Origin of the sequence: Burkholderia sp. BCC1972 (assembly GCF_905339605.1) — a bacterium.
GTDB lineage: Bacteria > Pseudomonadota > Gammaproteobacteria > Burkholderiales > Burkholderiaceae > Burkholderia.
Genome location: NZ_CAJPGH010000032.1, coordinates 54,885 through 77,842, shown reverse-complemented (window position 1 = coordinate 77,842; position 22,958 = coordinate 54,885). Strand labels below are relative to the sequence as shown.

General features: G+C 67.8%; 22 protein-coding genes. 14 read left to right on the top strand and 8 right to left on the bottom strand.

The features are described 5' to 3' along the window. The first annotated feature begins 7 nt into the window (after nucleotides 1-7). From U5798_RS32220 to U5798_RS32180, 9 genes are read left to right on the top strand one after another with little or no spacing between them, the layout of a single operon-like run. Entirely contained in the window at nucleotides 8-1,726 is a 1,719-nt protein-coding gene (locus U5798_RS32220; protein ID WP_322084354.1) for a GspE/PulE family protein, read from the top strand. Then, the gene (locus tag U5798_RS32215; protein ID WP_322084353.1) at nucleotides 1,707-2,579 is read left to right on the top strand and encodes a hypothetical protein; all 873 of its coding nucleotides are present in this window, start codon (nucleotides 1,707-1,709) and stop codon (nucleotides 2,577-2,579) included. The genes U5798_RS32220 and U5798_RS32215 overlap by 20 nt, the downstream gene beginning before the upstream one ends. After that, on the top strand, nucleotides 2,576-3,106 hold the full coding sequence (locus U5798_RS32210; protein WP_124454119.1) for a hypothetical protein: 531 nt from the start codon (nucleotides 2,576-2,578) through the stop codon (nucleotides 3,104-3,106). The genes U5798_RS32215 and U5798_RS32210 overlap by 4 nt, the downstream gene beginning before the upstream one ends. After that, complete coding sequence (locus tag U5798_RS32205; protein ID WP_124454118.1) at nucleotides 3,103-3,669, top strand: hypothetical protein; 567 nt, start codon at nucleotides 3,103-3,105, stop codon at nucleotides 3,667-3,669. Before U5798_RS32210 ends, U5798_RS32205 begins: the two co-directional genes overlap by 4 nt. After that, complete coding sequence (locus tag U5798_RS32200; RefSeq protein WP_322084352.1) at nucleotides 3,666-4,271, top strand: hypothetical protein; 606 nt, start codon at nucleotides 3,666-3,668, stop codon at nucleotides 4,269-4,271. Before U5798_RS32205 ends, U5798_RS32200 begins: the two co-directional genes overlap by 4 nt. Next, on the top strand, nucleotides 4,272-6,560 hold the full coding sequence (locus U5798_RS32195; RefSeq protein ID WP_415859524.1) for a secretin N-terminal domain-containing protein: 2,289 nt from the start codon (nucleotides 4,272-4,274) through the stop codon (nucleotides 6,558-6,560). It begins immediately after the preceding gene. A gap of 3 nt (nucleotides 6,561-6,563) precedes the next feature. Beyond that, the gene (locus tag U5798_RS32190; protein ID WP_124454112.1) at nucleotides 6,564-7,106 is read left to right on the top strand and encodes a type II secretion system protein; all 543 of its coding nucleotides are present in this window, start codon (nucleotides 6,564-6,566) and stop codon (nucleotides 7,104-7,106) included. Between the two features lie 11 nt (nucleotides 7,107-7,117). Continuing rightward, complete coding sequence (locus U5798_RS32185; RefSeq protein WP_322084350.1) at nucleotides 7,118-7,528, top strand: type IV pilin protein; 411 nt, start codon at nucleotides 7,118-7,120, stop codon at nucleotides 7,526-7,528. After that, nucleotides 7,525-8,133 carry a type II secretion system protein gene (locus tag U5798_RS32180; RefSeq protein ID WP_322084349.1) on the top strand — a complete coding sequence of 203 codons (609 nt, stop codon included), beginning with the start codon at nucleotides 7,525-7,527 and terminating at the stop codon, nucleotides 8,131-8,133. Before U5798_RS32185 ends, U5798_RS32180 begins: the two co-directional genes overlap by 4 nt. A gap of 129 nt (nucleotides 8,134-8,262) precedes the next feature. On the opposite strand, the gene U5798_RS32175 is transcribed toward U5798_RS32180, so the two are convergent. The 3 genes from U5798_RS32175 to U5798_RS32165 all read right to left on the bottom strand — a co-directional run bounded on the left by U5798_RS32175 (nucleotide 8,263) and on the right by U5798_RS32165 (nucleotide 12,177). After that, nucleotides 8,263-10,227 (bottom strand): PhoX family protein, encoded by a 1,965-nt coding sequence (locus U5798_RS32175; protein ID WP_322084348.1) that lies wholly within the window; start codon nucleotides 10,225-10,227, stop codon nucleotides 8,263-8,265. Between the two features lie 166 nt (nucleotides 10,228-10,393). Next, on the bottom strand, nucleotides 10,394-11,587 hold the full coding sequence (locus U5798_RS32170; protein ID WP_124454104.1) for an ammonium transporter: 1,194 nt from the start codon (nucleotides 11,585-11,587) through the stop codon (nucleotides 10,394-10,396). Between the two features lie 254 nt (nucleotides 11,588-11,841). After that, nucleotides 11,842-12,177, bottom strand: a complete 336-nt coding sequence (locus U5798_RS32165; RefSeq protein ID WP_322084347.1) for a hypothetical protein — start codon at nucleotides 12,175-12,177, stop codon at nucleotides 11,842-11,844. 197 nt (nucleotides 12,178-12,374) lie between these two features. Between U5798_RS32165 and U5798_RS32160 the strand changes: the two genes are divergently transcribed. The 4 genes from U5798_RS32160 (at nucleotide 12,375) to U5798_RS32145 (ending at nucleotide 14,847) form a co-directional block, all read left to right on the top strand. Further along, nucleotides 12,375-12,803 (top strand): hypothetical protein, encoded by a 429-nt coding sequence (locus U5798_RS32160; protein ID WP_322084346.1) that lies wholly within the window; start codon nucleotides 12,375-12,377, stop codon nucleotides 12,801-12,803. A gap of 90 nt (nucleotides 12,804-12,893) precedes the next feature. Further along, the gene (locus U5798_RS32155) at nucleotides 12,894-13,352 is read left to right on the top strand and encodes an Rrf2 family transcriptional regulator (protein WP_124454098.1); all 459 of its coding nucleotides are present in this window, start codon (nucleotides 12,894-12,896) and stop codon (nucleotides 13,350-13,352) included. 131 nt (nucleotides 13,353-13,483) lie between these two features. Then, nucleotides 13,484-14,125, top strand: a complete 642-nt coding sequence (locus U5798_RS32150) for an NAD(P)-dependent oxidoreductase (RefSeq protein WP_322084345.1) — start codon at nucleotides 13,484-13,486, stop codon at nucleotides 14,123-14,125. A 251-nt stretch (nucleotides 14,126-14,376) separates the two neighbouring features. Next, a complete protein-coding gene (locus U5798_RS32145; protein ID WP_006484401.1) occupies nucleotides 14,377-14,847 on the top strand; it encodes an Lrp/AsnC family transcriptional regulator in 471 nt (156 codons plus the stop codon). 6 nt (nucleotides 14,848-14,853) lie between these two features. Here the strand turns inward: U5798_RS32145 and U5798_RS32140 are convergent, their stop codons facing one another. The 3 genes from U5798_RS32140 to U5798_RS32130 are packed head-to-tail and all read right to left on the bottom strand — an operon-like array spanning nucleotide 14,854 to nucleotide 18,353. After that, the gene (locus tag U5798_RS32140) at nucleotides 14,854-15,627 is read right to left on the bottom strand and encodes an ABC transporter ATP-binding protein (RefSeq protein WP_415859523.1); all 774 of its coding nucleotides are present in this window, start codon (nucleotides 15,625-15,627) and stop codon (nucleotides 14,854-14,856) included. A 4-nt stretch (nucleotides 15,628-15,631) separates the two neighbouring features. Next, the gene (locus U5798_RS32135) at nucleotides 15,632-17,320 is read right to left on the bottom strand and encodes an ABC transporter permease (protein WP_415859522.1); all 1,689 of its coding nucleotides are present in this window, start codon (nucleotides 17,318-17,320) and stop codon (nucleotides 15,632-15,634) included. After that, nucleotides 17,310-18,353, bottom strand: coding sequence for a Fe(3+) ABC transporter substrate-binding protein (locus U5798_RS32130; RefSeq protein WP_322084344.1), 1,044 nt, complete (start codon nucleotides 18,351-18,353; stop codon nucleotides 17,310-17,312). Before U5798_RS32130 ends, U5798_RS32135 begins: the two co-directional genes overlap by 11 nt. 205 nt (nucleotides 18,354-18,558) lie before the next feature. On the opposite strand from U5798_RS32130, the gene U5798_RS32125 reads away from it, so the two are divergent. Then, a complete protein-coding gene (locus tag U5798_RS32125) occupies nucleotides 18,559-18,720 on the top strand; it encodes a hypothetical protein (RefSeq protein WP_009688068.1) in 162 nt (53 codons plus the stop codon). Between the two features lie 147 nt (nucleotides 18,721-18,867). Here the strand turns inward: U5798_RS32125 and U5798_RS32120 are convergent, their stop codons facing one another. Both U5798_RS32120 and U5798_RS32115 read right to left on the bottom strand, forming a co-directional pair. Further along, nucleotides 18,868-20,235: an amino acid permease gene (locus U5798_RS32120; RefSeq protein WP_124454086.1), complete on the bottom strand. Its 1,368-nt coding sequence runs from the start codon at nucleotides 20,233-20,235 to the stop codon at nucleotides 18,868-18,870. Nucleotides 20,236-20,526: 291 nt separating this feature from the next. Beyond that, nucleotides 20,527-22,818, bottom strand: coding sequence for an FUSC family protein (locus U5798_RS32115; RefSeq protein WP_124454084.1), 2,292 nt, complete (start codon nucleotides 22,816-22,818; stop codon nucleotides 20,527-20,529). Between the last annotated feature and the right edge of the window lie 140 nt (nucleotides 22,819-22,958).

The window sequence follows — 22,958 nt, the reverse complement described above, 5'->3', positions numbered from 1 at the left end:
GACGCACGTGGACATCGTCACTTCTCCCCTCGATCCCGATCCCGACGCGGATGCCGGCCTGCGCGACCTGCTTCGGACGCTCGGCGAACGCCACGGTTCCGGCATTCGCGCACTCGAGGCGTTGGCGGCGCACACGGCGCTGGGCGCGGACGACATCCGCGAGCGGCTCGCCACGCAGTTCCGGATGAAACCGATCGGCATCCGCGAGCTGAACCGCCTGGAGCCGGATTTCGAGCTCGTGCCGTTCGTCGAGGCGATGGCGCGTCTCTGCGTGTGCCTGCGCGATCCCGACGGCGGCGCGCTGCTGTTCGCGATCGCCGATCCGCTCGATGCGCGCACGCGCGGCTGGATCGAACACCGGATGCGTGTGCACCCGGCACTGCCGTACGGATGGGCGCTCGCGAGCGCGGGCGACCTGAGCGCGTATCTTGCGGTGCGCGAGAAGGACATCCGCGCGATGGATTCGCTCGCGTTCGACGACCCGATCCAGTGCGCGCCCGATCCGGCGTCGCTCGCGCTGACGCTGCAGGGCATCAGCAGCGACGACAGCCCGGTGGTGCGCCTGCTCAATTCGACGATCTACGATGCGCTCAAGATGCTGGCGAGCGACATCCACCTCGAATGCCGGGCGGCCGGCCTGATGATCAAGTGCCGCGTCGACGGCGTGCTGACGGTGGTGGGGCGCGTGGAGGGCCGCGACGTCGCGGATCAGGTGCTGTCGCGCGTGAAGGTGATCTCCGAGCTCGATATCGCGGAGCGCCGCATCCCGCAGGACGGGCGCTTCAAGGCGATGTACGCGGGACGCGAGATCGATTTTCGCGTGTCGATCATGCCGAACCAGTTCGGCGAGGACGCGGTGTTGCGGATTCTCGACCGCTATCAGCTTTCCCAGGCGTCGGGCGGCCTGACGCTCGAGGCGCTCGGGTTCCAGCCGGCCGACACGCGCTTCATGCGGTCGGTCGCGTCGATGCCGTACGGCATGCTGCTCGTCACGGGCCCCACCGGCAGCGGCAAGACCACGACGCTTTACGCAATCCTCACCGAAATCAACAACGGGCTCGAGAAGATCGTGACGATCGAGGATCCGGTCGAGTACCAGCTGGGCGAGATCCTGCAGATCCCGGTCAACGAGGCGAAGGGCCTGACGTTCGCGCGCGGCTTGCGGTCGATCCTGCGGCACGATCCGGACAAGATCATGGTCGGCGAAATCCGCGATCCCGAAACCGCGCAGATCGCCGTGCAGGCGGCGCTGACCGGCCATCAGGTGTTTACCACCGTGCATGCGAACAACGTGTTCGACGTGATCGGCCGGTTCACGAACATGGAGGTCGATCCGTACAGCTTCGTATCGGCGCTGAACGGCGTCATCGCGCAGCGGCTGCTGCGCCAGTGCTGCACGGACTGTCTCGACGAGGACACGGTGGACGCGGATGCGCTCGTCCGCTCGGGCATCGACCCCGATACGGCCGGCAGCTACCTGTTTCGACGCGGTACCGGGTGTGCGATGTGCCGCGGCAGCGGCTATCGCGGCCGGCGGGCGATCGCGGAGGCGCTGCGCATGAACGATGAACTGCGGCAACTGCTGTCCGAGCGCGCACCGCTCGGGCATATCAAGGCCGCGGCGCTGCGCTACGGGATGACGACGTTGCGGGCGTCGGCGATCGACCTGGTGAAGCGCGGCGAAACGACGCTCGAGGAGATCAATCGTGTCACCATGGTCGAATGAATCGCTTGCCGTGGGCGTCGGTACGCGCGAGATCGTCGTCGGCGTCCGTACGCGCGCGCCGTGGCGGCCGGGCCGTCGCGGGTTCGTCGCCGAGCCGCTGAGCGTCGTCATTCCCGACGACCAGTTCGGCAGCGAGGCGGGGATGCTCGACGCGCTGCGTGCCGCGCTGGCTCCCGCGCTCGGTGCCGATGCCGATGCTGGCGCGAAGCGGGCGCCGGCGCGCGGTGCGCACATCGTGCTCGACGACTTCTGGTGTTGTCACGCGATCCTGCGCGGAGACTTCCGCGCGCTGCACGCCCGCGAGCTCGAGGAAATCGCACTCGCGCATTTCTCCGACACGTACGGCGTCGCCGCCGAGTCGCTGGTCGCGCGCTTCGACGTGCGGCACGGCGGCCGTGCGCTCTTTGCCAGCGCGCTGCCGCGCACGCTGTACGACGGCATTCTCGGTACGGGCGCGTCCGGCGACGTGCGGATCTGCTGCCTGCGCGCGGCGCTGCCGGAGACGCTCAACCGGTTCGCGGCGAAGCCGGACGGCGACGCGATGCTGCTCGTCGTCGATGAAGCGCTGCTGCAGGCCGTCATGATCGAGCGCGGCGAGTGGATCGCGTACGACACGCAGCGCCTCTTTCCGGGCGAGTCGGGCGACGCGTCGCGGCTCGCCGAGCTCGCCGAGCAGCTGTTCGAGCGCTCGGCGATGCGCACGGGCCTGAAGCGTGATGCCTGCAAGGTCTATCTGTCCGGCGTCGACATGGATGCCGCGCCGTTCGACGCGCGTTTCGCCGCGGTCGCGCTGCCGGGCCGCGCGGCGCTCGATGGTTCGCCCGCGCGCCGGTTGCTGGAGTACGCGCCATGATCCGCACGCTCGACATCGATTTTTGCCGGCGCCGCGCGCGCATCGGCACCCGCGGCGCGATCCTCCTCGGTATCGCCGCGTTGCTGTGGGGCGCGTGCGCCGTCCGGCTCTGGTACGCGTACGCGGAGAACGATCGCGTCAGGGACAGCCAGGCGGTCGTCCAGCATCGCATGTTCGTGCAGCAACACGTCGCGAAGGCGCCGCCCACCGCGGCTGCCAAGCTCGCGGAAAAGCAGAGCCAGGCCGTGCTGCGCGAATTGACCGTGCCATGGCAGACGCTCTTCTCGATCGTCGAGGACTATCCGGGCCACGACGTCGCACTGATCGGCATCGACCAGAATCCCGCGCAGGGCCAGATTCGCATCACGGCCGAAGCGAAGGACCCGGACGCGATGATCGCGTACCTGAAGTATTTGCAGACGAGTGTCGTGCTGCGCGAGGCGACGCTCAACGGCCATCTCGTCGAGGAGAACGTGGCGGGCAAGCCGGTGCGTTTCCAGATCACGGCCGTCTGGAGGAAATCATGAAAGCCGATCGTTTCGCGGACCGCCTGCTCACGCTTCGCTTCGAGTGGCGGCGCGCATTCGGCCTGCCGGGCCTCGCCGGGCTGCTGATGCTCGGCGCCGCCGGCATCACGTGTGCGGCGATCGCGGGCGTCGAGTCCGACACGCACGCGATGCTGGCGCCGGCCGGGGTGGTGCGCGCGGCCCACGGCCATCGTCCCGCCGAGGTGCGCGACACGGCCGCGGATGCGACCACGCTCGACGCGCTGCCGACGCTCTTTCCGGCTTCGTCGCAAAGCGCGGACGACATCGCATCGATCTTCGAACAGGCACGCGACAGCCATCTGACGCTCGGGTCCGCCGAGTACCAGATGACGACGGAGTCGGGCGGACGCTTCGCGCGCTACCAGGTGCTGCTGCCCGTGAAGGATCAGTACGGCGCGATCCGGCATTTTCTCGCATCGGTGCTGAACAACGTGCCGAACGCGGCGCTGCAGGAAATCCACGTCGAGCGTCCCGCGGTGGGCAGCAGCATTCTCGACGCGCGGGTGCGTTTCGAACTCGTCTATCGGAGCGCCCAGCCATGATCTCCGCCGTCATGAAGCCTGCTTCGCGCCATCGGCTCGCACTCGCGCTCGCGCTGGGTTGCCTCGTCGTCGCCGGCGCCGGATATCGCGTGCTGGTGGCGGCGATGCAGCAACCGGCACCGGTTGCTGCAAGCATCGTGGTCCATCACGACGGTGCGCACGTGGCGTCCGCGCCGACCCGCGCGCGCGTCGCGCCGGCCTCTCATGCCGCGGCGCCTGCGCCCGCGTCGCACGCAGCGGCGGCGACGCCGCGCGACAGGCTCGCCGCGTTGCGTGCGCCTGTGTCGGTCGAAGCCGCACACGATCCGTTCACGGCGTCGTCGTGGCTGCCGCCGCCGCCCGTCGTGCCGCCGCCGCCCGAAACGCGTCCGGCGCCGCCTACCGCGCCACCGGTGCCGTTCGTCTATCTCGGCCAGCAGGATGCCAAGGCGGCGAAGCCGCAGGTGTTTCTCGGCAACGGAGACCAGTTGCTGATCGTTTCGCCGGGTGACGTGATCGGCGGCCAGTATCGGGTCGATTCGGTATCCGAATCGAACGTGGTGCTCACCTATCTGCCGCTGAACCAGGTCCAGATGGTGCTCATTCCAGTGGAAGGAAAGTAAATGAAAACCATACGCACACGGGATGCGCGCCGCGACGGGGACGACGGCCGGTCGACATGCCTTTGCTCCGCCCCCGCGGCCGACGCGCGATCGGTGCCGCCGGTCAACCGGTGCGCGACGAAGCGCGCGCTGGCGATCGCCGTGGCGCTGCTCGCCTGCGGCGGCTGTGCGCATGTACCGAACCTGCACGACGATCCGACCAATGCGCAGGTGAAGATCGACGCATTGCACGACCGCAAGGAAGCCGTCGACGAGCTGCTCGACAATGCGGACGCGTTTCGCCAGAAGAACGAGTTCGACGACGCGGCGCGCTCCGTCTACATGGCGAAGCAACTCGATCCCGCCAGCGAGCGCGCGCGCCGGATCGGCACGATGATCGACCAGGACCGCAAGCATCTTGCGATCCTGCAGGAAGCCGACCGCATGATGAAGCGCGGTTCGTACGCGCAGGCGGCCGAACGCGTGCATCGCGTGCTGGTCGAGGATCCGGCCAACACGATGGCGGCGCAGATGCAGGCGGAGCTCGACGAAAAGCGCCGCCAGCAACATGCGGATCGCGACGACAAGCTCGCGGCGTCGTCGATCATGCGCACGCCGGTGTCGCTGCAGTTTCGCGACGCGAACGTGCGGATGGTGTTCGAGGCCTTGTCGCGGACGTCCGGGCTGAACGTCATTTTCGATCGCGACGTGCGCGCCGATCTGAAGACGACGATCTTCGTGCAGAACGCATCGCTGCAGGACACGGTCGACATGATCCTGTTGCAGAACCAGCTCGACAAGAAACAGATGAACGCGAACACGCTGTTCATCTACCCGGCGACGCCGGCCAAGGAGCTCGAATACCAGGAGCTCAAGGTGCGTACGTTCCAGCTGTCGAACGTCGACGCGAAGCAGGTCCAGTCGCTCCTGAAGAGCCTGTTGAAGGTGAAGGAGGCCGTGATCGACGAGCACGCGAACACGGTGACGATCCGCGGCACGCCGGACATGATCAAGGTCGCCGAGGAGATGATTGCCGCCCAGGACTTGCCGGAGCCGGAAGTGATGCTCGAGGTCGAGGTGCTGGAGGTCTCGCATGACCGGATGTCGCAGCTGGGCATCAACTGGCCCAGCTCGTTTACGGTGTCGACGCCGAGCTCGGCCGATACCTGGGGTGTGCTGCACCATCTGCCGATCAATGCGCTGAACGTCAGCAGCCTGTCGGCCACCGCGGACTTCAAGCTCACCGATACCGACGCGAACCTGCTCGCGAGTCCGCGCATCCGTGCGCGCAACAAGGAAAAGGCGCGCATCATGATCGGCGACAAGGTGCCGGTGATCTCGAGCTCGAGCACGCCGAGCACCAGCGGCCCGTCATTCACGCAGATGATCCAGTACCTCGACGTGGGCATCAAGCTCGAGGTCGAGCCGCAGGTCTATCGCGACGGCGACGTCGGCATCAAGCTGAATCTCGAAGTGAGCAACATCACCAACACGATCTCGAGCGGCAACTCGCAGGGGCTGAGCTCGCTCGCCTATCAGATCGGTACGCGCAGTGCGTCGACCAGCCTGCGGCTTCGCGACGGCGAAACGCAGATCATGGGCGGCCTGATTTCGGACGAGGACCGCCGCAACGCGAACAAGGTGCCGGGTCTCGGGCAGCTGCCGGTGCTCGGCCGACTGTTCTCGGATCACGGCGGCGATCACAAGAAGACCGAGATCGTGCTGCAGATCACGCCGCATATCGTCCGGCCGCAGGTTGCGGCGGATGCGGACACGCAGGAAGTGTGGTCGGGCACCGACGTCAACGTGCACGCCGACCAGCTTCGACTCGATCCGGTGATGCTGAGCGCGGAGGCGGCGCCCGCGGCGCCGGAGGCCAAGGTCGTTCCGGGCAGCGTGGGCGGCGGGACCTCGGGTCGTGCGGCGCCGTCGCCGCTGGAGGCCGCGGCGAACCGCACGCAAGCGTCGCCGGGGACCGGCGCGTTCGGGCAGCTGCCGGCCGCCCCGCGCACGACGCCGCCGCCTGAACCTTACGGCGGGCGGTTCTCGCGTCCTCAGCCGGCGCTCCCCGCGCCGGCCGCCGGGACCGGTGGGGCCGCCGCGGCGGAGCAGCCGGCCGCATCGGCGGGCAACGAAGTCGCGCCCGCGCCGGGCACCACCGTGACGCCGGTTGCGTCGCCTGCGCCGGCCGAGCAGGCTGCCGCGGCGGCCAATGCACCGGCCGCCGCACCGGCGGCCCCGCCCCCGACGCTGCAGATGCCGGCGGGCGACATTCCGAGCGAAAACCCGCTTCGCCCGGTCGGGAAGTGAGCCGTGGCCGCGCGCAATGCAGCGACTTGCGTGGGCCGCGCCAGCCGCATCGGCCAGCGCGGCTTCACGCTGATCGAGATGGTCGTCACGCTCGCGCTCGTGGCGATCCTCGCGCTCGCGGTCATGCCGTTCTCCGAACTGCTCGTGCAGCGGCAGAAGGAGCAGGCGTTGGGTGCCGCGTTGCGCGAGATCCGCACGGCGCTCGATGCGTACAAGGAGGCGAGCGACGCGGGGAAGATCGAAAAGGAAGCCGAAGCGTCCGGCTATCCGCCGTCGCTCACCGTGCTCGTGACGGGTGTGAAAAACGCCCGCGACCCGAAGGGCGGCATGCTGATGTTCCTGCGCCGCGTGCCGCGCGATCCGTTCTTCACCGGCGACGCCGATACGCCGGACGAGGACACCTGGGACGTGCGTGCGTACGGCACGCCGCCTGAGCCGGCGGCCGACGGGCCGCCTGGCGGCATCGAGCCCGGCAAGGACGTGTTCGACGTGACGTCGAAATCGGCGCGTATCGGCATCAACGGCATTCCGTACAAACAGTGGTGACGGGGTTCATCATGAAACTCGCTCGCATCCGCCGGATCCGCGGCTTTACGCTGATCGAAATCGTGGTCGTGATGGCCATCATCGGACTGCTTCTGACGTTGGCCGTGCCGCGCTACATGCACAGCATCGAGCGCGGCAAGGAGCAGGTGAGGCTGCAGAACCTCGCGGTCATGCGCAATGCGATCGACCAGTATTACGGCGACAACGGGCAGTATCCCGAGACGCTCGACGAACTGGTCGCGAAACACTATCTGCGTGCGGTGCCGGTCGATCCGGTCAACGGCGACGACAAATGGGCGACGATCGCATCGCCGGACGAGACCAAGCCCGGCGTGTACGACGTCGGGCCCGCGAGCGACGCGCAGGGCGTGCCGCCGGGCGTCGCGGCAACGGCAACGGTTGCGGCCGGGGCGGCGAAATGAAGTGGGCCGGGCGCCGCGTCGCGCGCGCGCCGCATGCCCGCCGCCGCGGGCGGCAGCGCGGGCTCGTGCTGCTCGCACTGCTGATCGCGCTGATGCTGATGTCGATCGCACTGGCCGGCGCGCTGGACGTCTGGTCGCTGCAGCGGCGCCGCGAGCAGGAGCGGCAACTGCTGTTCGTCGGCGACCAGTACCGGAAGGCCATCATCGGGTATTACCGGCTCGCGCGCGCATACCCGCAAACGGTCGACGATCTGCTGGAAGACACCCGCTTCGCGAAGCCCATGCACCACCTGCGCCGTGCGTATCCGGACCCGGTCAGCGGCAAGAACGACTGGTCCTTCCTGTGGCGCGCCGACCGCTTCTACGGCGTGTTCAGCAGCTCGGACGACACGACGATCAAGCGCGCGGGATTTCCCGATCGATACATGGACTTCGAAGGGGCCGAGACCTATCGGCAATGGAAGTTCCTGTACCTCGCCCCCGGGCTGTCCGCGCCGGTCGCCGACGCACCGGCGGGGGCCCCGGCGATGCCGGCCAGTGCGCCGAGCCTGTCCGGTTTTCCGGGCGGTGCGCTGCCGGGGCGGAGCCCGGCCGGCCTGCATTGACGCGCTGGCCACACGCAAAAAAGCGCGACGCCCGTCACGGGCATCGCGCGTCAAACGGCGTGGAGCGCCGACGAATGAAACGTGATGAAGAAAGCGCGCCGGGGGCACGCGGCCCCACGGTGCCGCGGGTCAGGCCTTCGCGAGCTTGATGCCGGTCTGCTCGGCCGTCAGGTAGCCGACGCTGGCGCCGAAGCGGTCCTTGAAGTTCGCGCGCACGAGCGGATCGAGCGTCGGCTTGACCTTGTCGTGCAGCGGCGACTCCCAGTCGCCGGCGTGCTGGAAGTTGCTCATGATGTAGGTCCAGCCGTTGATCTCGTCGACCGCGTGCAGGCCCGTCGATTCCGCGCCGGCCGGGCACGACAGCACGCGCGCGAGCGTCTTCGTGTCGACGTTGTACGCCCACAGGAAGTTGTTCACGTGCATGCCCGAGTCTTCGCCGATGAACAGCGTGCGCAGCTTTTCGGAGAACTTCAGGTTGTCCGGGTTGGCGATCCTGTCCGGGTTCGCGAGGTTGCCGAGGCCGTCGGCCGCGGCGAGATCCTCGCCGACGAGCGCGGCCGGCGCGCCCATGTCGACCGGCACCCATTCGCTGTCGATCGAGCCGCCCGTCGTGTCGCGCTGGCCAGCCTTCAGGTTCAGCGCGTAGACGGCGCCGGCAGCGATCTTCTTGTCGACCGCGACGTCGCGCGACACCGCGTTGCCCTTGACCATCGACGTCTCGATCCGCGACATCGCCGTGTAGACGATCTTGTCCTTCGCGTTCACCGTCGTGCCCTCGAGCTTCGTGAAGGCCATGCTGCCGCCGAGCAGTGCCGCGTAGCGGTGCGTCTCGAGGAATGCGGCTGCCTTTTCCATCCCCGGCTTCACGCGCATCCAGTTGAACTTGCCGCCGAAGTGGATCTTCGTGTAGCTCGCGTCGTTCGGGTCGGCGGTCACCAGGTCCATGATGTCCGACGCCTTCAGCGTGTTCGCGAGCGCTTCGATCTCGCTGCTGGTCGCGTGGCCGATCCTGATCCACGTGAGCGTCGCGGTGCCGGCGCCGGCCGACGACGTCTGCGTCCACTTCGCGACGTACAGCGTGCCGGCCGACAGGTCGGCCGCCTTGTCGGCGACGAACATGAACAGGCCGCCGTTGGTCGCATCGTCGCCCATCATCACCGTGCGCTGGTCCGGCATCACCTGGATCAGCTCGTGCGAGATGCGGCCGAGGCAGTAGTGCTTCTTCACGGTGCCCGTGCCGTCCGGGTTCACGGTGATCTCGGGCAGGTGGCCGTAGTGGTAGGGGTTCGCCTTCGTCTCGTCGCCGAACGTGTTCTTGCTGAACGCCTTGAACTGCGCGTCGGTGGCAGCCTTCGTCGCGTCCGGCTCGTATTCCTCGCTCGACAGGTGGGTGCCCCACGGCGACAGGCTCGCGCCGCAGGTGATCCACAGGCCGTGCGCCTTCGACGTGTCGACGTTGTGGTACTTCACGACCTTCAGCGCGCCGGTGGCCGGATCCTGGTCGAGCGTGAGCACCGCGATCGGCGACGGCAGCTGGCCGTACTGCGACGCGCTCGCCTGGTCGCGCGTCGTGTATTCGAACTGCACGACCGCGAACACCGTGTTGCCCTTCACGCCGGGCACGTTCGCGTTCTTCAGCGTCAGCAGCGAGCTGCCGTCCGGGCAGTCGGAATAGAACTGGCGTTCCTTGCCGGCGACCGAGCGATCGATGATCGGCTGGTTGTTGATGTCGTAGTAGCCGCCCGCGAGCGTCGTGCCGCCCTTGCCGTCCGGCACCATGTCGCCCGTCACGAAGAACGGCCGGTACGCGAGCTTGAAGTTGCGCGACGAGCCGTCCGAGAACGACACCGACAGCGTCGAGCCGACCGTCGTCGTGGCCATCGCGGCTGCATTGTCGAGCGTCGGCGCGGCCATCGCCGAGAAGGCGGCCGACGTATAGGCGGCGGCCACCGGGGCCGGCGTCGATGCGGGATTGTCGTCGCCGCCGCAACCCGTCAGCAGGGCCGGCAGCGCGAGACCGGAAAGGGGAAGCATCGGCGCGCCGGCAAGGATCTTCAGGGCCTGACGACGGGCAGCATTGGGCAACGCGGGCATGTGGAGTCCAGTTTCAGTTGTTGGAGGAATGGCCGACGCGAAGCAGGCGGTCGGCAAGCTTCGCGAAGGCAAATTGAAAACTGGACCGAAGTGTAAGGACGCTATATGAAAGTTTTTTGAATTGAAAATGTAATGATGCGCCGGGTGTTCGTCGGCGGATCGCGGATCAATCGCGCTCGGGCGTCGCCGAGATGCGATGGAGCGACAGGTCGGCACCGTCGAACTCGGCTTCGCGGTCGAGGCGCAGTCCGACGGTCGCTTTCAGCGCGCCGTAGACGAGCGTGCCGCCCGCGGTGGCGATCACGATGCCGCCGAGCGTGCCGACGAGCTGCGACAGGAACGACACGCCGCCGAGGCCGCCGAGCGCAGGCAGGCCGAACACGCCGGCCGCGAGGCCGCCGAGCGCGCCGCACATGCCGTGCAGCGGCCACACGCCGAGCACGTCGTCGATGCGCCACCGGTTCTGCACGCAGGTGAACATCGCGACGAACAGCGCGCCGGCGGCCGCGCCCGTGACGAGCGCGCCGATCGGATGCATCACGTCGGAGCCCGCGCAAACCGCGACGAGGCCGGCGAGCGGCCCGTTGTACGTGAAGCCCGGGTCGTTGCGGCCGGCCATCCATGCGGCGAGCGTGCCGCCGACCATCGCCATCAGCGAGTTCACGGCGACGAGGCCGCTGATCTTGTCGAGCGTCTGCGCGCTCATCACGTTGAAGCCGAACCAGCCGACCGCGAGCACCCATGCACCGAGCGCGAGGAACGGGATGTTCGACGGCGGATGCGCGGCGATCCGGCCGTCCTTCGCATAGCGGCCGTGGCGCGCGCCGAGCAGCAGCACGGCCGGCAGCGCGACCCAGCCGCCGAACGCGTGCACGACGACCGAGCCGGCGAAATCGTGGAACGGCGCACCGAACGCGTGCGTGAGCCAGGCCTGTACGCCGAAGCGCTCGTTCCACGCGATGCCTTCGAAGAACGGATAGATGAAACCGACGATGATCAGCGTCGCGACGAGCTGCGGGTTGAACTTCGCGCGCTCGGCGATGCCGCCGGACACGATCGCGGGAATCGCCGCCGCGAAGGTCAGCAGGAAGAAGAAGCGCACGAGCGCGTAGCCGCTGTGCTGCGACAGCGTGCCGATGTCGTCGAAGAACTCGACACCGTACGCGATCGTGTAGCCGATGAAGAAATACGCGAGCGTCGACACCGAGAAGTCGACCAGGATCTTCACGAGCGCGTTGACCTGGTTCTTCTTGCGGACCGTGCCGAGTTCGAGAAATGCGAAGCCCGCGTGCATCGCGAGCACCATGACGGCGCCGATCAACAGGAACAGTGTATCGACGCCGGATTTCAGACCATCCATGCCGTGGCTTCCTTGCGCAAAAAACGGGCAAGGAATGCAAGTATCGAGCCAACTTGGTGAGCGGCTGCGTGGAGTTGGTGCTCAGGTGCCGTGCGGTGCGGTATTTCGGTGAATCGTGCACGGGATGGGGGCGTGGCCGGAGGCGATCGGCGACCACACGCGGTGCACGCGCATGGTGCAGCGCGTGCTGAACTGGTGCGTCGTGCGGGCGAGGTGATGCGGTGTGGTGCGCCGATGCGCACCGACCTGGCGCGTCAGTGGCGGGCGAACAGCGCGGGCGGCCGGCGCAGCCGCAGCGCGCATGCCGACCAGTAGGCGGCGACGGTCGACAGCCCGAGCGCGGCGAACGCGAGGGCCGCGAAGCCCACAAGCGACTGGCCGTCGCCGTCGGGGCCGAGGATGCCTTCCGCGACGATCAGCGCGGCCGTCCAGAAACCGATCACGGCCTGCACGAGCAGGCGCGCGGACGCGACGCGGCGCGGGCGTCCGGATTCGGCCAGGCGGCGCGCTGACGGCGCGCGCAGGCACAGGAACAGGGTGGCGGCCAGCAGCGCGGCGAGGACGATGAACCAGTCGACGAGGAAAGCCATAAGAAAAAGGGGACGCGTACGAAACGGATTGGAGCGTGCCCACTTTAGTCACGTAGCGCCTGCGATTGAATCAGACGAGTCCGAAATTGAAAGGCATTTTTAATAACGGGTCGTTATTTGGCCTGTTCCACAGGCGGTATCATCGACACCGGTCCAACCCACCATAAGGCTGTGCGATGCGCGGCCGGAGATTGCTGATGAACATGAAGACATCGCGGGCGCGTCGCGTGCCCGGGTCCGTGCTGGCGGCCGTGGCCGCCGGCGCGCTGCTGTTGCTCGCGGGCTGCGAGAAGTCCGGCACGCCGGTCGCCCAACCCGATACGGCCGCGAGCGCGGCCGCCGATGCCGCGAACAATGCGGCCAAGGCGCTCGATCAGGTCGCGAGCACCGTCAACCAGCAGATCAATGCCGCAAAGGCCGGCATTGCATCCGCGGCGTCGGCCGTGCCGCCGCTGTCCGCGAGCGGCATCGCGTCGGCCGCGCAGGCGCAGATCGACGCGGCTGCCTCCGCGGTCGTCGCGCATGCGGCTTCCGAAGCGGGCGCGAAGATCGCGGAAGCCGGCAAGAAGCTCCAGCAGTGGAGCCAGCAGAACGCGTCGGGTGCCAAGCCCGCCAGCGGCGAATGACGCGGGCTTGCACGATCCGCAAAATGTAATTATCATGGTTACACATGTCGCCGGTTGCGGGTCGGACCGGCGTCGCCGAGTGAGTGAGCAATGAATACCAGCAGCCGGTTCGCGTTTGCCGTCCACGTGCTCGCCTTGCTGTCGATGCAGGAAGGCGTGCCGTTGTCGTCCGACATCATCGCGGGCAGCGTGAATACGAATCCGGCGCTGATTCGCCGGTTGCTGTCGATGCTGGCAGCCGCGGGGCTGACCACGTCGCAGCTCGGCGCCGGCGGCGGCGCGCTGCTGGCGCGCGAGCCCGGCGAGATCACGCTGCTCGACGTGTATCGCGCGGTCGACGATGCGCAGCTGTTCGCGCTGCATCGCGAGGCACCGAATCCCGCGTGCCTCGTCGGGCGGCACATCCAGGGCGTGCTGACCGGCTATATCGGCGATGCGCAGCGCGCGATGGAGGCATCGCTCGCCACGCGCACGCTCGTCGACGTGACGGCCGACATGCTGGATCTCGAGCAGCGCACGCAACAGGCAGCACGCGCCGCCGGCAGATAGCCGGCAGCAGGCAAGGCAGGAAGCCGGACGGCGCGCGGCGCGGTGTCCGGTGCAACGGGGGCTTCGCCCCGTTTTTTTCGGTCTTATGTGTAATTAATTGTGTTACATATTTTTCTTACTGGAGAATCGTCATGACGCAACGTTCCTTGAATATCGCGCTGTTCGGCGCCACCGGCATGATCGGCTCGCGCATCGCGGCGGAAGCCGTGCGACGCGGCCATCGCGTGACCGCGCTGTCGCGCCATCCGGGCGCATCGGATGACGGCATCACCGCGAAGGCGGCCGACCTGTTCGACGCGGCCAGCATCGCGGCCGCGCTGCCGGGCCACGACGTCGTCGCAAGCGCGTACGGCCCGAAGCAGGACGACGCGGCGAAGGTCGTCGCGGCTGCGAAGGCGCTGGTCGCCGGCACGCGCCAGGCCGGCCTGAAGCGTCTCGTCGTGGTCGGCGGCGCCGGCTCGCTCGAAGTCGCGCCGGGCAAGCAGCTCGTCGACACCGAAGGTTTCCCGGACGCGTACAAGGCGGTCGCGCTCGCGCACCGCAACGCGTTCGACTACCTGGAGACGGTCGCCGATCTCGACTGGACCTTCTTCGCGCCGGCCGCGCTGATCGCGCCGGGCGAGCGCACGGGCACGTTCCGCACGGGCGTGGGCAAGCTGATCGTGGACGCGCAGGGCAACAGCAAGATCTCGGCAGAAGACTACGCAGTCGCGTTCGTCGACGCGCTCGAGCAGGACAGCTTCGTGCGCGAGATCGCGACGGTCGCGTATTGAGCGGCGCGACGGCCGGCGGCGCATGCGCGCCGGCCCGGCCGGAACGCTGCCGGCAGGCTGCAGCGCGCAGCGATTTCAGGCGACTCCACCTTGACGGGCGGAGTCGCCTGTTTCGTTTGGCGACGAAAGGTTGGCGGCGGAATCGTTCAGGATTGGTATTTATACCGGTCGACGCACGGAAGCCGTTTTCATATTGTTCCCCGTTGTGCAAGATGAATAGAATAAATTTCTATCTACGAGGGACTGGAGAAATGGACGCCATCGATCGCAAGCTGCTGGAACTGCTGCAGGCGGATGCCACACTGCCGATCGCGGAACTGGCGCAGCGCGTGAACCTGTCGCAGACGCCATGCTGGAAGCGCGTGCAGCGGCTCAAGGAAACCGGCGCGATTCGCGCGCAGGTTGCGCTGTGCGATCCGCGCAAGCTCGGCGTCGGCACGACCGTGTTCGTCGCGATCCGCACGAACCAGCACACCGAGGAATGGGCGCAGCGCTTCACGCAGGCCGTGCGCGACATGCCGGAAGTGGTCGAGGTCTACCGGATGAGCGGCGAGACCGATTACCTGCTGCGCGTCGTGGTGGCCGGCATCGACGACTACGACCGCGTCTACAAGCAGCTGATTCGCACGGTGCCGCTGTTCGACGTCAGTTCGTCGTTCGCGATGGAGCAGATCAAGTATTCGACCGCGCTGCCCGTGCGCGATCTTGCCGAGCCGGCGTAGCCTGCTTCAGCGGCCGCGCGCCAGGGCGCGCGCGCGTTCGTCGGCCAGCGCGTCGCGGCGCACGAAATCCGCGACGAATGCGCTCGCCGGATGATGGTGCAGCGCGTACGGCGTGTCCCATTGCGCGAGCCGGCCGTCCTTCATCACGCCGATCCGGTCGGCGATCGCGAACGCTTCGGCCTGGTTGTGCGTGACGAGGATCGCGGTGTGGCCCGTCCGCTTCAGGATGTCGCGCAGCTCGAACGCGAGCCGCTCGCGCGTATCGACGTCGAGATTCGAGAACGGCTCGTCGAGCAGCAGCAGCTCCGGCGACGGCGCGAGCGCACGGGCGAGCGCGACGCGTTGCTGCTGGCCGCCCGACAACTCGTGCGGATAGGCGCCGCCGGCATCGGCGAGGCCGACGAGGTCGAGCATTTCGGCGATCCGCATGCGCCGTTCGGCCTTCGGCATGCGCCGCAAGCCGAACGCGACGTTGTCGGCCGCGCTGAGGTGCGGGAACAGCGCGTAATCCTGGAACATCATGCCGATGCGCCGCCGCTCCGGCGGCACGTCGAGCGACGGCGCCGCGACGGGCGCGCCGTCCAGCACGATGCGCCCCATGCGCACGGGTTCGAAGCCCGCGATCGCACGCAGGACGGTCGTCTTGCCGCAGCCCGACGCACCGAGCAGGCAGCCGATGTCGCCGCGCGGCAGCGCGAGGCTCAGCCCGTCGACCACCATGCGGCGGCCGTGCGGCGTGTCGTAGGCGACGCAGAGATCATCGAGTTCAAGCAGGTTCACGGGTTCAGGCTCCGATCTTGTGGCGGGTGCGGGCGAGCAGGATCACGGGCACGAGCCCGGCCAGCACGATCGCGAGCGCGGCGACCGCGCCTTCTTCGTAGGTGCCGCGTGCAGCTTCCGCATACAGCCAGGTCGCGAGCGTGTCGAAATTCAGCGGGCGCAGCAGCAGCGTGGCCGGCAATTCCTTCATCGCGTCGACGAACACCAGCAGCGCGCTCGTCGTGAGCGCGGGCCGCAGCAGCGGCAGGTGGACGCGGCGCAGCGTGCCGCCGGCCGTCTCGCCGAGCGAGCGCGCCGCGTGTTCGAGCGACGGCGGGATGCGCGCGAGGCCGGCCTCGATGCTGCCGGCCGGGATCGCGAGAAAGCGCACGGTATACGCGATCACGAGCGCGGCGACCGAGCCCATCAGCAGCAGCCCGTCGCGGCCGAGCGCCGCACCGAACAGCCGGTCGGCCGCCGCGAACGGGATCAGCAGGCCGATCGCGAGCACGGTGCCCGGCACCGCATAGCCGAGGCTCGCGATCCGCGCACACAGGCGGGCAGGGCCCGCACGGGCGCTGTCGCGTTGCGCGCGAGCGGCCCACGCGACGACGAGCCCGCACGCGAGCGTCGCGGCGGTGGCGGCGGTAGCGATCGTCAGCGTGTTCGCGAGCCCCGTCATCAACTGGTCGGATACGCCGCCGACCAGATGCAGCCGCTTGCCGGTCTCGACCGCGAGGTACGCGGCCGGTGCGCCGAAGCCGAGCAGCACGGGCAGCCAGCCGAGCACGGCGGCGCCGAGCGCGGCCGCGCCGGTGAGACGACGCGGCGAGACCGGCCGCATGCGCCGGCCGTGCGCGTAGCGCTGGCGGCGGCGCCCGTAGCGTTCGAGTGCGATCATGCCGACGACGATCGCGAGCATCGCCAGCGCGATCTGCGCGGCGCCGGCGAGGTCGGAGCGCGTGATCCACGTCGTGTAGACGGACACGGTCAGCGTCTGCACGCCGAGGAATTCCGACGCGCCGATGTCGTTCAGCGTTTCGAGCAGCGCGAGGCTCACGCCGACCGCGATCGCGGGCCGCGCGAGCGGCACGACGACGCGCCAGAACGTCGCGATGCGTCCCGCGCCGAGCGTGCGCGCGGCTTCGAGCAGGCTCGCGGACTGCGTGACGAACATCGCGCGCGTGCTGAGGTACACGTACGGATACAGCACGAAGCCGAGCACGAAGATCGCGCCGGGCAGCGAGCGCAGGTCGGGCAGGCGGAACTGGCGCGGGCTGTCGAAGCCGAGCAACCAGCGGATCGTGCCCTGGACGGGGCCGATCGGGTGCAGCAGGTCGAGATACGCGAATGCGACGATGTAGGTGGGCACCGCGAGCGGCAGCAGCAGTGCCCACGTCAGCATCCGGCGGCCGGGGAAATCGTACGCGGTGACGAGCCACGCGCAGCCGGTGCCGACGATTGACACGATCGCGCCGACCCCCGCGAGCAGCAGCAGCGTATTGACGAGCGCCTGCGGCAGCACGAATGCGGCGAGATGGCGCCAGTGCGCGAGATCGGCATCGAGCGCGGCGGCCACGAGCACCGCGAGCGGCGCAGCGACCGCCGCGGCGATCACCAGCGCCGTGAGCAGCCACAGGCTGCCCGCGCGCGGCCGCAGGCGCGGCCGGGATGGCTCGCGGCATGCGCCGGCCGGCGACGCGTCAGTTGTCAAAGCCGACCTTGTCGACGAGCTGGCTGGCCTGCTGGCGATGCTTCGCGATGTCGGCCAGCGGCAGCGGATCGACCTTCAGCGTACCGAAGCTCGCGATCACCGGATCGAGCTTGACGTTCGCGCGCACCGGGTATTCGTAGTTCGCCTGCGCATACAGCGCCTGCGCTTCCGGCGACACGAGGTATTCGAGCAGCTTCACTGCGTTGGCCTTGTGCGGCGCGTGCTTCGCGACCGTCGCGCCGCTGATGTTCACGTGCGTGCCGCCGCTCTTCGCGTTCGCGAACGTCGGGCGCACGACCTTGATCGCGTCGCCCCACTTGCGCGCGTCGCTGCCGGCTTCCGCGTTCTTCATGTGACCGACGTAGTACGCGTTCGCGAGGCCGACGTCGCAGATGCCGCCGAGGATGTCGCGTGCGACATCGCGGTCGCCGCCCGTCGCCTTGCGCGCGAGGTTCGCCTTCACGCCGCGCAGCCACTTTTCGGTCGCGGCTTCGCCGTCGTGCGCGATCATCGCCGCGACCAGCGCCGTGTTGTACGGATGCTGGCCCGAGCGGATGCAGACCTTGCCCTTCCATTTCGGATCGGCGAGGTCTTCATAGCGGAACGCATCGACCTTCAGGTCCTTTTCGACGTACAGCACGCGGTCGCGCAGCGACAGCGCATACCAGTCGCCGTTCGCGCCGCGCAGGTTCGCGGGAATCGCGTCGTCGAGCGCCTTCGAGCGCACCGGCTGCGTGAGCCCGCCGTCGACGAGATCGAGCAGGTTGCCGACGTCGACCGTCATCAGCACGTCGGCCGGCGACTGCGCGCCTTCCGCCTTCACGCGTTCGAGCAGGCCGTCCTTCACGAACACCGTGTTGACCTTGACGCCGCTCTGCTTCGTGAATGCATCGATGAGCGGCTGGATCAGCTTGGGTTCGCGGGTGGTGTACAGGCTCACTTCCTCGGCTGCCTGGGCAAGCGGCGCGAAAGCGGCCGCAGCCAGGGCGAGGGCGCCGGCGAGCGGCAGCAGGCGGGTGCGCGGATTCGACATGGAGACTCCGGTGGGACAGGTGGACGAAGAAAATATTACAAAATGAAAGACTTTGGATTCTAGATCGAAATGGGAATGATTACCAACTGAAAGCTCGCGGAAAGCGGCGGGATCGATGAAGGCGGGGATCGGAAACGGCGCGTCGCAGCGGCGGCGCAAGCGCGTAGAATGCCCGCTTCGATGAATTTGACGAGACGCACCGACCATGAACGATCAGCGCAAGAAGAACCCTGTCCGCAACGTGAGCATCCTGATCGTCGTCGCCGTGCTGCTCGTGATCGGGACGATCCTGTACAACGCGATTTCGCAGAAGCGCGCGTACGACGAAGCCCATCCGGCCGAGGCCGCGAGCGCGGCATCGCACTGACGTGCCGGTGCGCGGCCCGGCCGGGCCGCGTGCGCGAGGCATGAGAAGGGAGGCCATCCGCGGCTTCCGGCGCGGTTGACGCCGCGCGGAGCCGGGGCAGCAGCGGGCGCCGATGAAGGCGCGCCGCGTATTCAGGTCAGCCGTGCGTCAACGTGACGCAGGTGCAAATTTCGGGCGGATCCGTGCGTAGAACACGGCCGCGAGCAGCGCGAGCCACGCCGCGCCGACATACAGCGCGACGCGCGTATCCTCGAACCAGCCGAGCATCACGATCACGAAACCCATGAACGCGATCGTCAGCGCCGGCGCGACCGGCCACAGCGGCACCTTGAACTTCAGTGCGGCGACTTCGGCGCTCGACAGGCGGCGACGCATCGCGACCTGCGACAGCAGGATCATCAGCCAGACCCACACGGTCGCGAACGTCGCGATCGCGGCGACCACCAGGAACACGTCCTTCGGCATCAGGTAGTTCAGCACCACGCCGACGAGCAGCGCGCCGGCCATCACGAGCACCGTGACCCACGGCACGCCGTGCCGCGAGGTCGTCGTCAACACGCGCGGTGCCTGGCCCTGTCGTGCCATCCCGAACATCATCCGGCCCGCGCCGAAGATATCGCTGTTGATCGCCGAGATCGCCGCGCTGATCACGACCAGGTTGAGGATCGTCGCGGCCGACTTCACGCCGAGCGCCGAGAAGATCTGCACGAACGGGCTGCCGTCGCTGCCGACGCCCGTCCACGGGCTGATCGACATCAGCACGACCATCGTCAGCACGTAGAACAGCAGGATGCGCGCGGGCACCGCGTTGATCGCGCGCGGAATCACGCGTTCCGGGTCCTTCGCCTCGCCGGCGCTCATTCCGATCACCTCGATCCCACCGTACGCGAAGATCACGACCGACAGCGACGCGATCAGCCCGCCAATGCCGTTCGGCAGGAAACCGCCGTGGTTCCACAGGTTCGCGAACGTCGGGACATCGGCCGAGTGGCCGAAGTGCATGCCGGCCAGCAGAATTGCGACGCCGCCGCCGATCATCGCGACGATCGCGCCGACCTTGATGATCGACAGCCAGAATTCGAGCTCGCCGAACACCTTGACGTGGCACAGGTTCAGCCCGCAGATGACCGCGACGACGCCGAGCACCCAGATCCATTGCGGGACATCCGGAAACCAGAAGCCCATGTAGATGCCGAACGCGGTGATGTCGGCGATCGCGACGATCACCATTTCGAGCGTGTAGGTCCAGCCGGTGACGAAGCCCGCGAACGGGCCGAGGTTTTCGGTCGCGTAGTGGCCGAACGAGCCGGCGACGGGTTCGCGCACGGCCATCTCGCCGAGCGCGCGCATCACCATGTAGACGGCCGCGCCGCCCAGGATGTACGCCAGGATCACGGCCGGGCCCGCGAGCTGGATCGCGGACGCCGAACCGTAGAACAGGCCCGTGCCGATCGCCGAGCCGAGCGCGAGAAAGCGGATGTGCCGCGCGCTCAGGTGGCGCTGCAAGTTTTTCATCGAGTCTCCGATATCGTTATGCGACGAACCGGGCGAGTGGAACCGGCCCGATTGCGCCAAGTTGTCTATACAACTTGAATGTGAACGAATGATAACAAGCCGGGCGCGGTGACCGGAATCGGGTATTCCCTGACTGGCGCGGCGAGCGGAATGGGGCATGGGGCGGTCGCGCGATACTGGCGCGGGCCGCATGGAACAGGCAGGTCATGCTTCGGGGATCGTTGAATCGCGGTGCGCCGGTGGCCGGTCCGCGGCGTGCGCGGGCCGGGCCACCGGCGCGGACATTCGGGTTCAGGCGGGCAGGCGGATCACGCTCGCATCCTTGCGGATCAGCAGCGACGACGCAAGCATCTGCTTGCACTGGTGCGCGAGCACCTTCAGGTCGTGCGTGAGCTCGGCGCCGACCGCATCGGATTTTTCCGCGGACACGACCATGGCGTCGAGATCGCGCGTGATCTGTTTCGATGCGTCGATCTGGTCGGCAGGCGGCGGCTCGCCGGCTTCGGCCTTCTCGAGATTGTCGAGTACGGCGGCAAGGCCGCGCTGCAGCGCGTCGTCGTGCAGGATGCCGCCGTCGGCCGCGCACGCGGTGCGGATCAGCGGTGCGGCGGCCGTGATCTGCGCGCCGAGCACGTGCGTCTGCACGAGCAGGTCGTTCAGTTCGGGCACGAAGTGCTGGTGCGCCTTCGGCTCGATCATCATGCGCTGGAACGCCTGCCCGAGGTTCGCGAACGCGATGTGCACGTCCTTGCGGGCAAGGCGGTAGCGATAGTCGTCGTCGAGGCTCGCGGCCGGCGACTCGACCACGGCCGCCACGCCCGGGACGACGGCCGCGCCGTCGGCAGCCGGGACCGGCGGCGGCGACATGCCGCGCCCGGCGCGCCACACGGCTTCGAAATACTTGCGAGTGGACGTCAGCATGTCGGTCACGAGCTTGCCCATCAGCCGGTATTCCCAGTACGGGAACAGCCGGCTCGCGGCGATCGCGATCATGCAGCCGACCACCGTGTCGATCGCACGCTCGCCGATGATCCGCATGCTGCCCGGCGCGAGCAGGTGGAACATCAGCAGCACGTACGACGACGTGAAGACCACGCTCGCCGCGTAGTTGAACAGCAGCAGGCTGTAGCTCATCACCATCGACCCGAACATGATCGCGATCAGCAGGTGCGTATCCTTGACCGTGTAGATCAGCGCGACGCTCGCCGCGCAGCCGATCAGCGTGCCGACGATACGCGCCGCGTTGCGCTGCTTGGTCAGCGAATAGCCCGGCTTCAGGATGATGATGGTCGTCATCACGATCCAGTACGCGTTCGTGAGCGGCAGCAGGCGGCCGATCCAGAAGCCGACCGCCACCGCGATCGTCACGCGCAGCGCGTGGCGAAAGCTCGGCGAGCGCATGTTCAGGTTCGAGAAGATCAGGAGCGGCGACATCCGGCGGCGCTGCAGGAAGCGCGTGAGCGCCTTGTCGATCTTCAGTTCGGTTTGTTGCGGATCGGCGTGGCCCGACAGGTTGCGGCGCATCCGGTCGATCAGGCGCGTCGCACTCCAGATGCGCCGGAACGTCGCGAGCACGGCCGCATACGCTTCCGCGTTGGTGGCCGCGAAGTTCTTCTTGCGCATCAGCTCGATCTCGTACTCGATCGCGCGCAGCTCGGCCTTCACGCTGATGTGCGAATGCGGCGCGCGGTTCTCGAGCACCGCGAGGCCGACCTCCTCGAGATCGGCCGCGGCCTTGCGGATCAGGTCGCGGTAGAAGATGATCAGGTCCGAACCGCCGAACGTGTTGCGCACCAGCGGGTAGTCGGTGTGCGCGCCGACGAACAGCTCGTGCAGGTCGACGCTGTTGATGAACAGGTTGTACATCGCCGTGCGGCCGGGATCGAGCTTGCCGCGCCGCAGTTTCGGCAGGTTGCGCAGCACGATGTCGCGCGCGGTCTCCTGCGTTTCGACCGCGGTGATCTGCCGGGCGACCAGATTGCGGTAGCACTCGTCGAGATCGGCGTCGAGATCGTAGAACTGCGCGCGTGCGAGCAGGTAGTCGGCACAGGCGAACAGGCTCTCGGCCAGCGCCTGCTGCTCGATCCGGCGTGCCTGCCATTGCGACACGAGCGTGGCCCAGTACGTGTACCAGAGGCCGCCCGCGAGAATCCAGCCGGCGTTGACGAACGCCTGCAGCGGCGTGAACTTCTCCTCGAGCGTCATCACCATCATGAACAGCGTCGCGAAGCTGATCTGCGGCCAGCGGTTGCCGTAGACGACGATCAGCGACAACACGAACGTGAGCGGCACGATCGTGAGCCACAGCGCGAAGATGTTCGGGGTGGCGAGGCCGGTGGCGAGCGCGGCCAGGAAGCCGATCACGCTGCACGCGAGCATTTCGTTGTGCTTGTACTTGAGCGGGCCCGGCATGTCGACGACGCAGGCGCCGAGCGCGCCCGTCGAGATCGTGAAGCCGAGTTCGCGGTTGTGAAACACGATCAGGCACAGCACGGCCGGCAGCGAGACGCCGACCGCGATCCGCAGGCCGCCGAAAAAGTATTGGCTGTAGAAAAACTTTCTAATTTCGACCGAATAGCGCATCGATGGGCTGAATGGCAGACGAAGAGGCCCGGGGGCGGCGTATTGACTGGCGACGAGTCTATCGTATTTCGCGGTCCGCAAAACCTGGCTTTCCGGCCGAGGTTCGCGGCGGCGGTCCATTTGCTATCCTTGGTGATCCT

Excerpts from the sequence above, each read along its gene's own strand:
- U5798_RS32165 (WP_322084347.1), bottom strand. The coding sequence starts at position 12,177 with ATGGCTTTCCTCGTCGACTGGTTCATCGTCCTCGCCGCGCTGCTGGCC.
- U5798_RS32175 (WP_322084348.1), bottom strand. The coding sequence starts at position 10,227 with ATGCCCGCGTTGCCCAATGCTGCCCGTCGTCAGGCCCTGAAGATCCTT.
- U5798_RS32210 (WP_124454119.1), top strand. The coding sequence starts at position 2,576 with ATGATCCGCACGCTCGACATCGATTTTTGCCGGCGCCGCGCGCGCATC.
- U5798_RS32130 (WP_322084344.1), bottom strand. The coding sequence starts at position 18,353 with ATGTCGAATCCGCGCACCCGCCTGCTGCCGCTCGCCGGCGCCCTCGCC.
- U5798_RS32125 (WP_009688068.1), top strand. The coding sequence starts at position 18,559 with ATGAACGATCAGCGCAAGAAGAACCCTGTCCGCAACGTGAGCATCCTG.
- U5798_RS32160 (WP_322084346.1), top strand. The coding sequence starts at position 12,375 with ATGAACATGAAGACATCGCGGGCGCGTCGCGTGCCCGGGTCCGTGCTG.
- U5798_RS32145 (WP_006484401.1), top strand. The coding sequence starts at position 14,377 with ATGGACGCCATCGATCGCAAGCTGCTGGAACTGCTGCAGGCGGATGCC.
- U5798_RS32185 (WP_322084350.1), top strand. The coding sequence starts at position 7,118 with ATGAAACTCGCTCGCATCCGCCGGATCCGCGGCTTTACGCTGATCGAA.
- U5798_RS32200 (WP_322084352.1), top strand. The coding sequence starts at position 3,666 with ATGATCTCCGCCGTCATGAAGCCTGCTTCGCGCCATCGGCTCGCACTC.
- U5798_RS32155 (WP_124454098.1), top strand. The coding sequence starts at position 12,894 with ATGAATACCAGCAGCCGGTTCGCGTTTGCCGTCCACGTGCTCGCCTTG.
- U5798_RS32195 (WP_415859524.1), top strand. The coding sequence starts at position 4,272 with ATGAAAACCATACGCACACGGGATGCGCGCCGCGACGGGGACGACGGC.
- U5798_RS32115 (WP_124454084.1), bottom strand. The coding sequence starts at position 22,818 with ATGCGCTATTCGGTCGAAATTAGAAAGTTTTTCTACAGCCAATACTTT.
- U5798_RS32150 (WP_322084345.1), top strand. The coding sequence starts at position 13,484 with ATGACGCAACGTTCCTTGAATATCGCGCTGTTCGGCGCCACCGGCATG.
- U5798_RS32205 (WP_124454118.1), top strand. The coding sequence starts at position 3,103 with ATGAAAGCCGATCGTTTCGCGGACCGCCTGCTCACGCTTCGCTTCGAG.
- U5798_RS32180 (WP_322084349.1), top strand. The coding sequence starts at position 7,525 with ATGAAGTGGGCCGGGCGCCGCGTCGCGCGCGCGCCGCATGCCCGCCGC.
- U5798_RS32120 (WP_124454086.1), bottom strand. The coding sequence starts at position 20,235 with ATGAAAAACTTGCAGCGCCACCTGAGCGCGCGGCACATCCGCTTTCTC.
- U5798_RS32170 (WP_124454104.1), bottom strand. The coding sequence starts at position 11,587 with ATGGATGGTCTGAAATCCGGCGTCGATACACTGTTCCTGTTGATCGGC.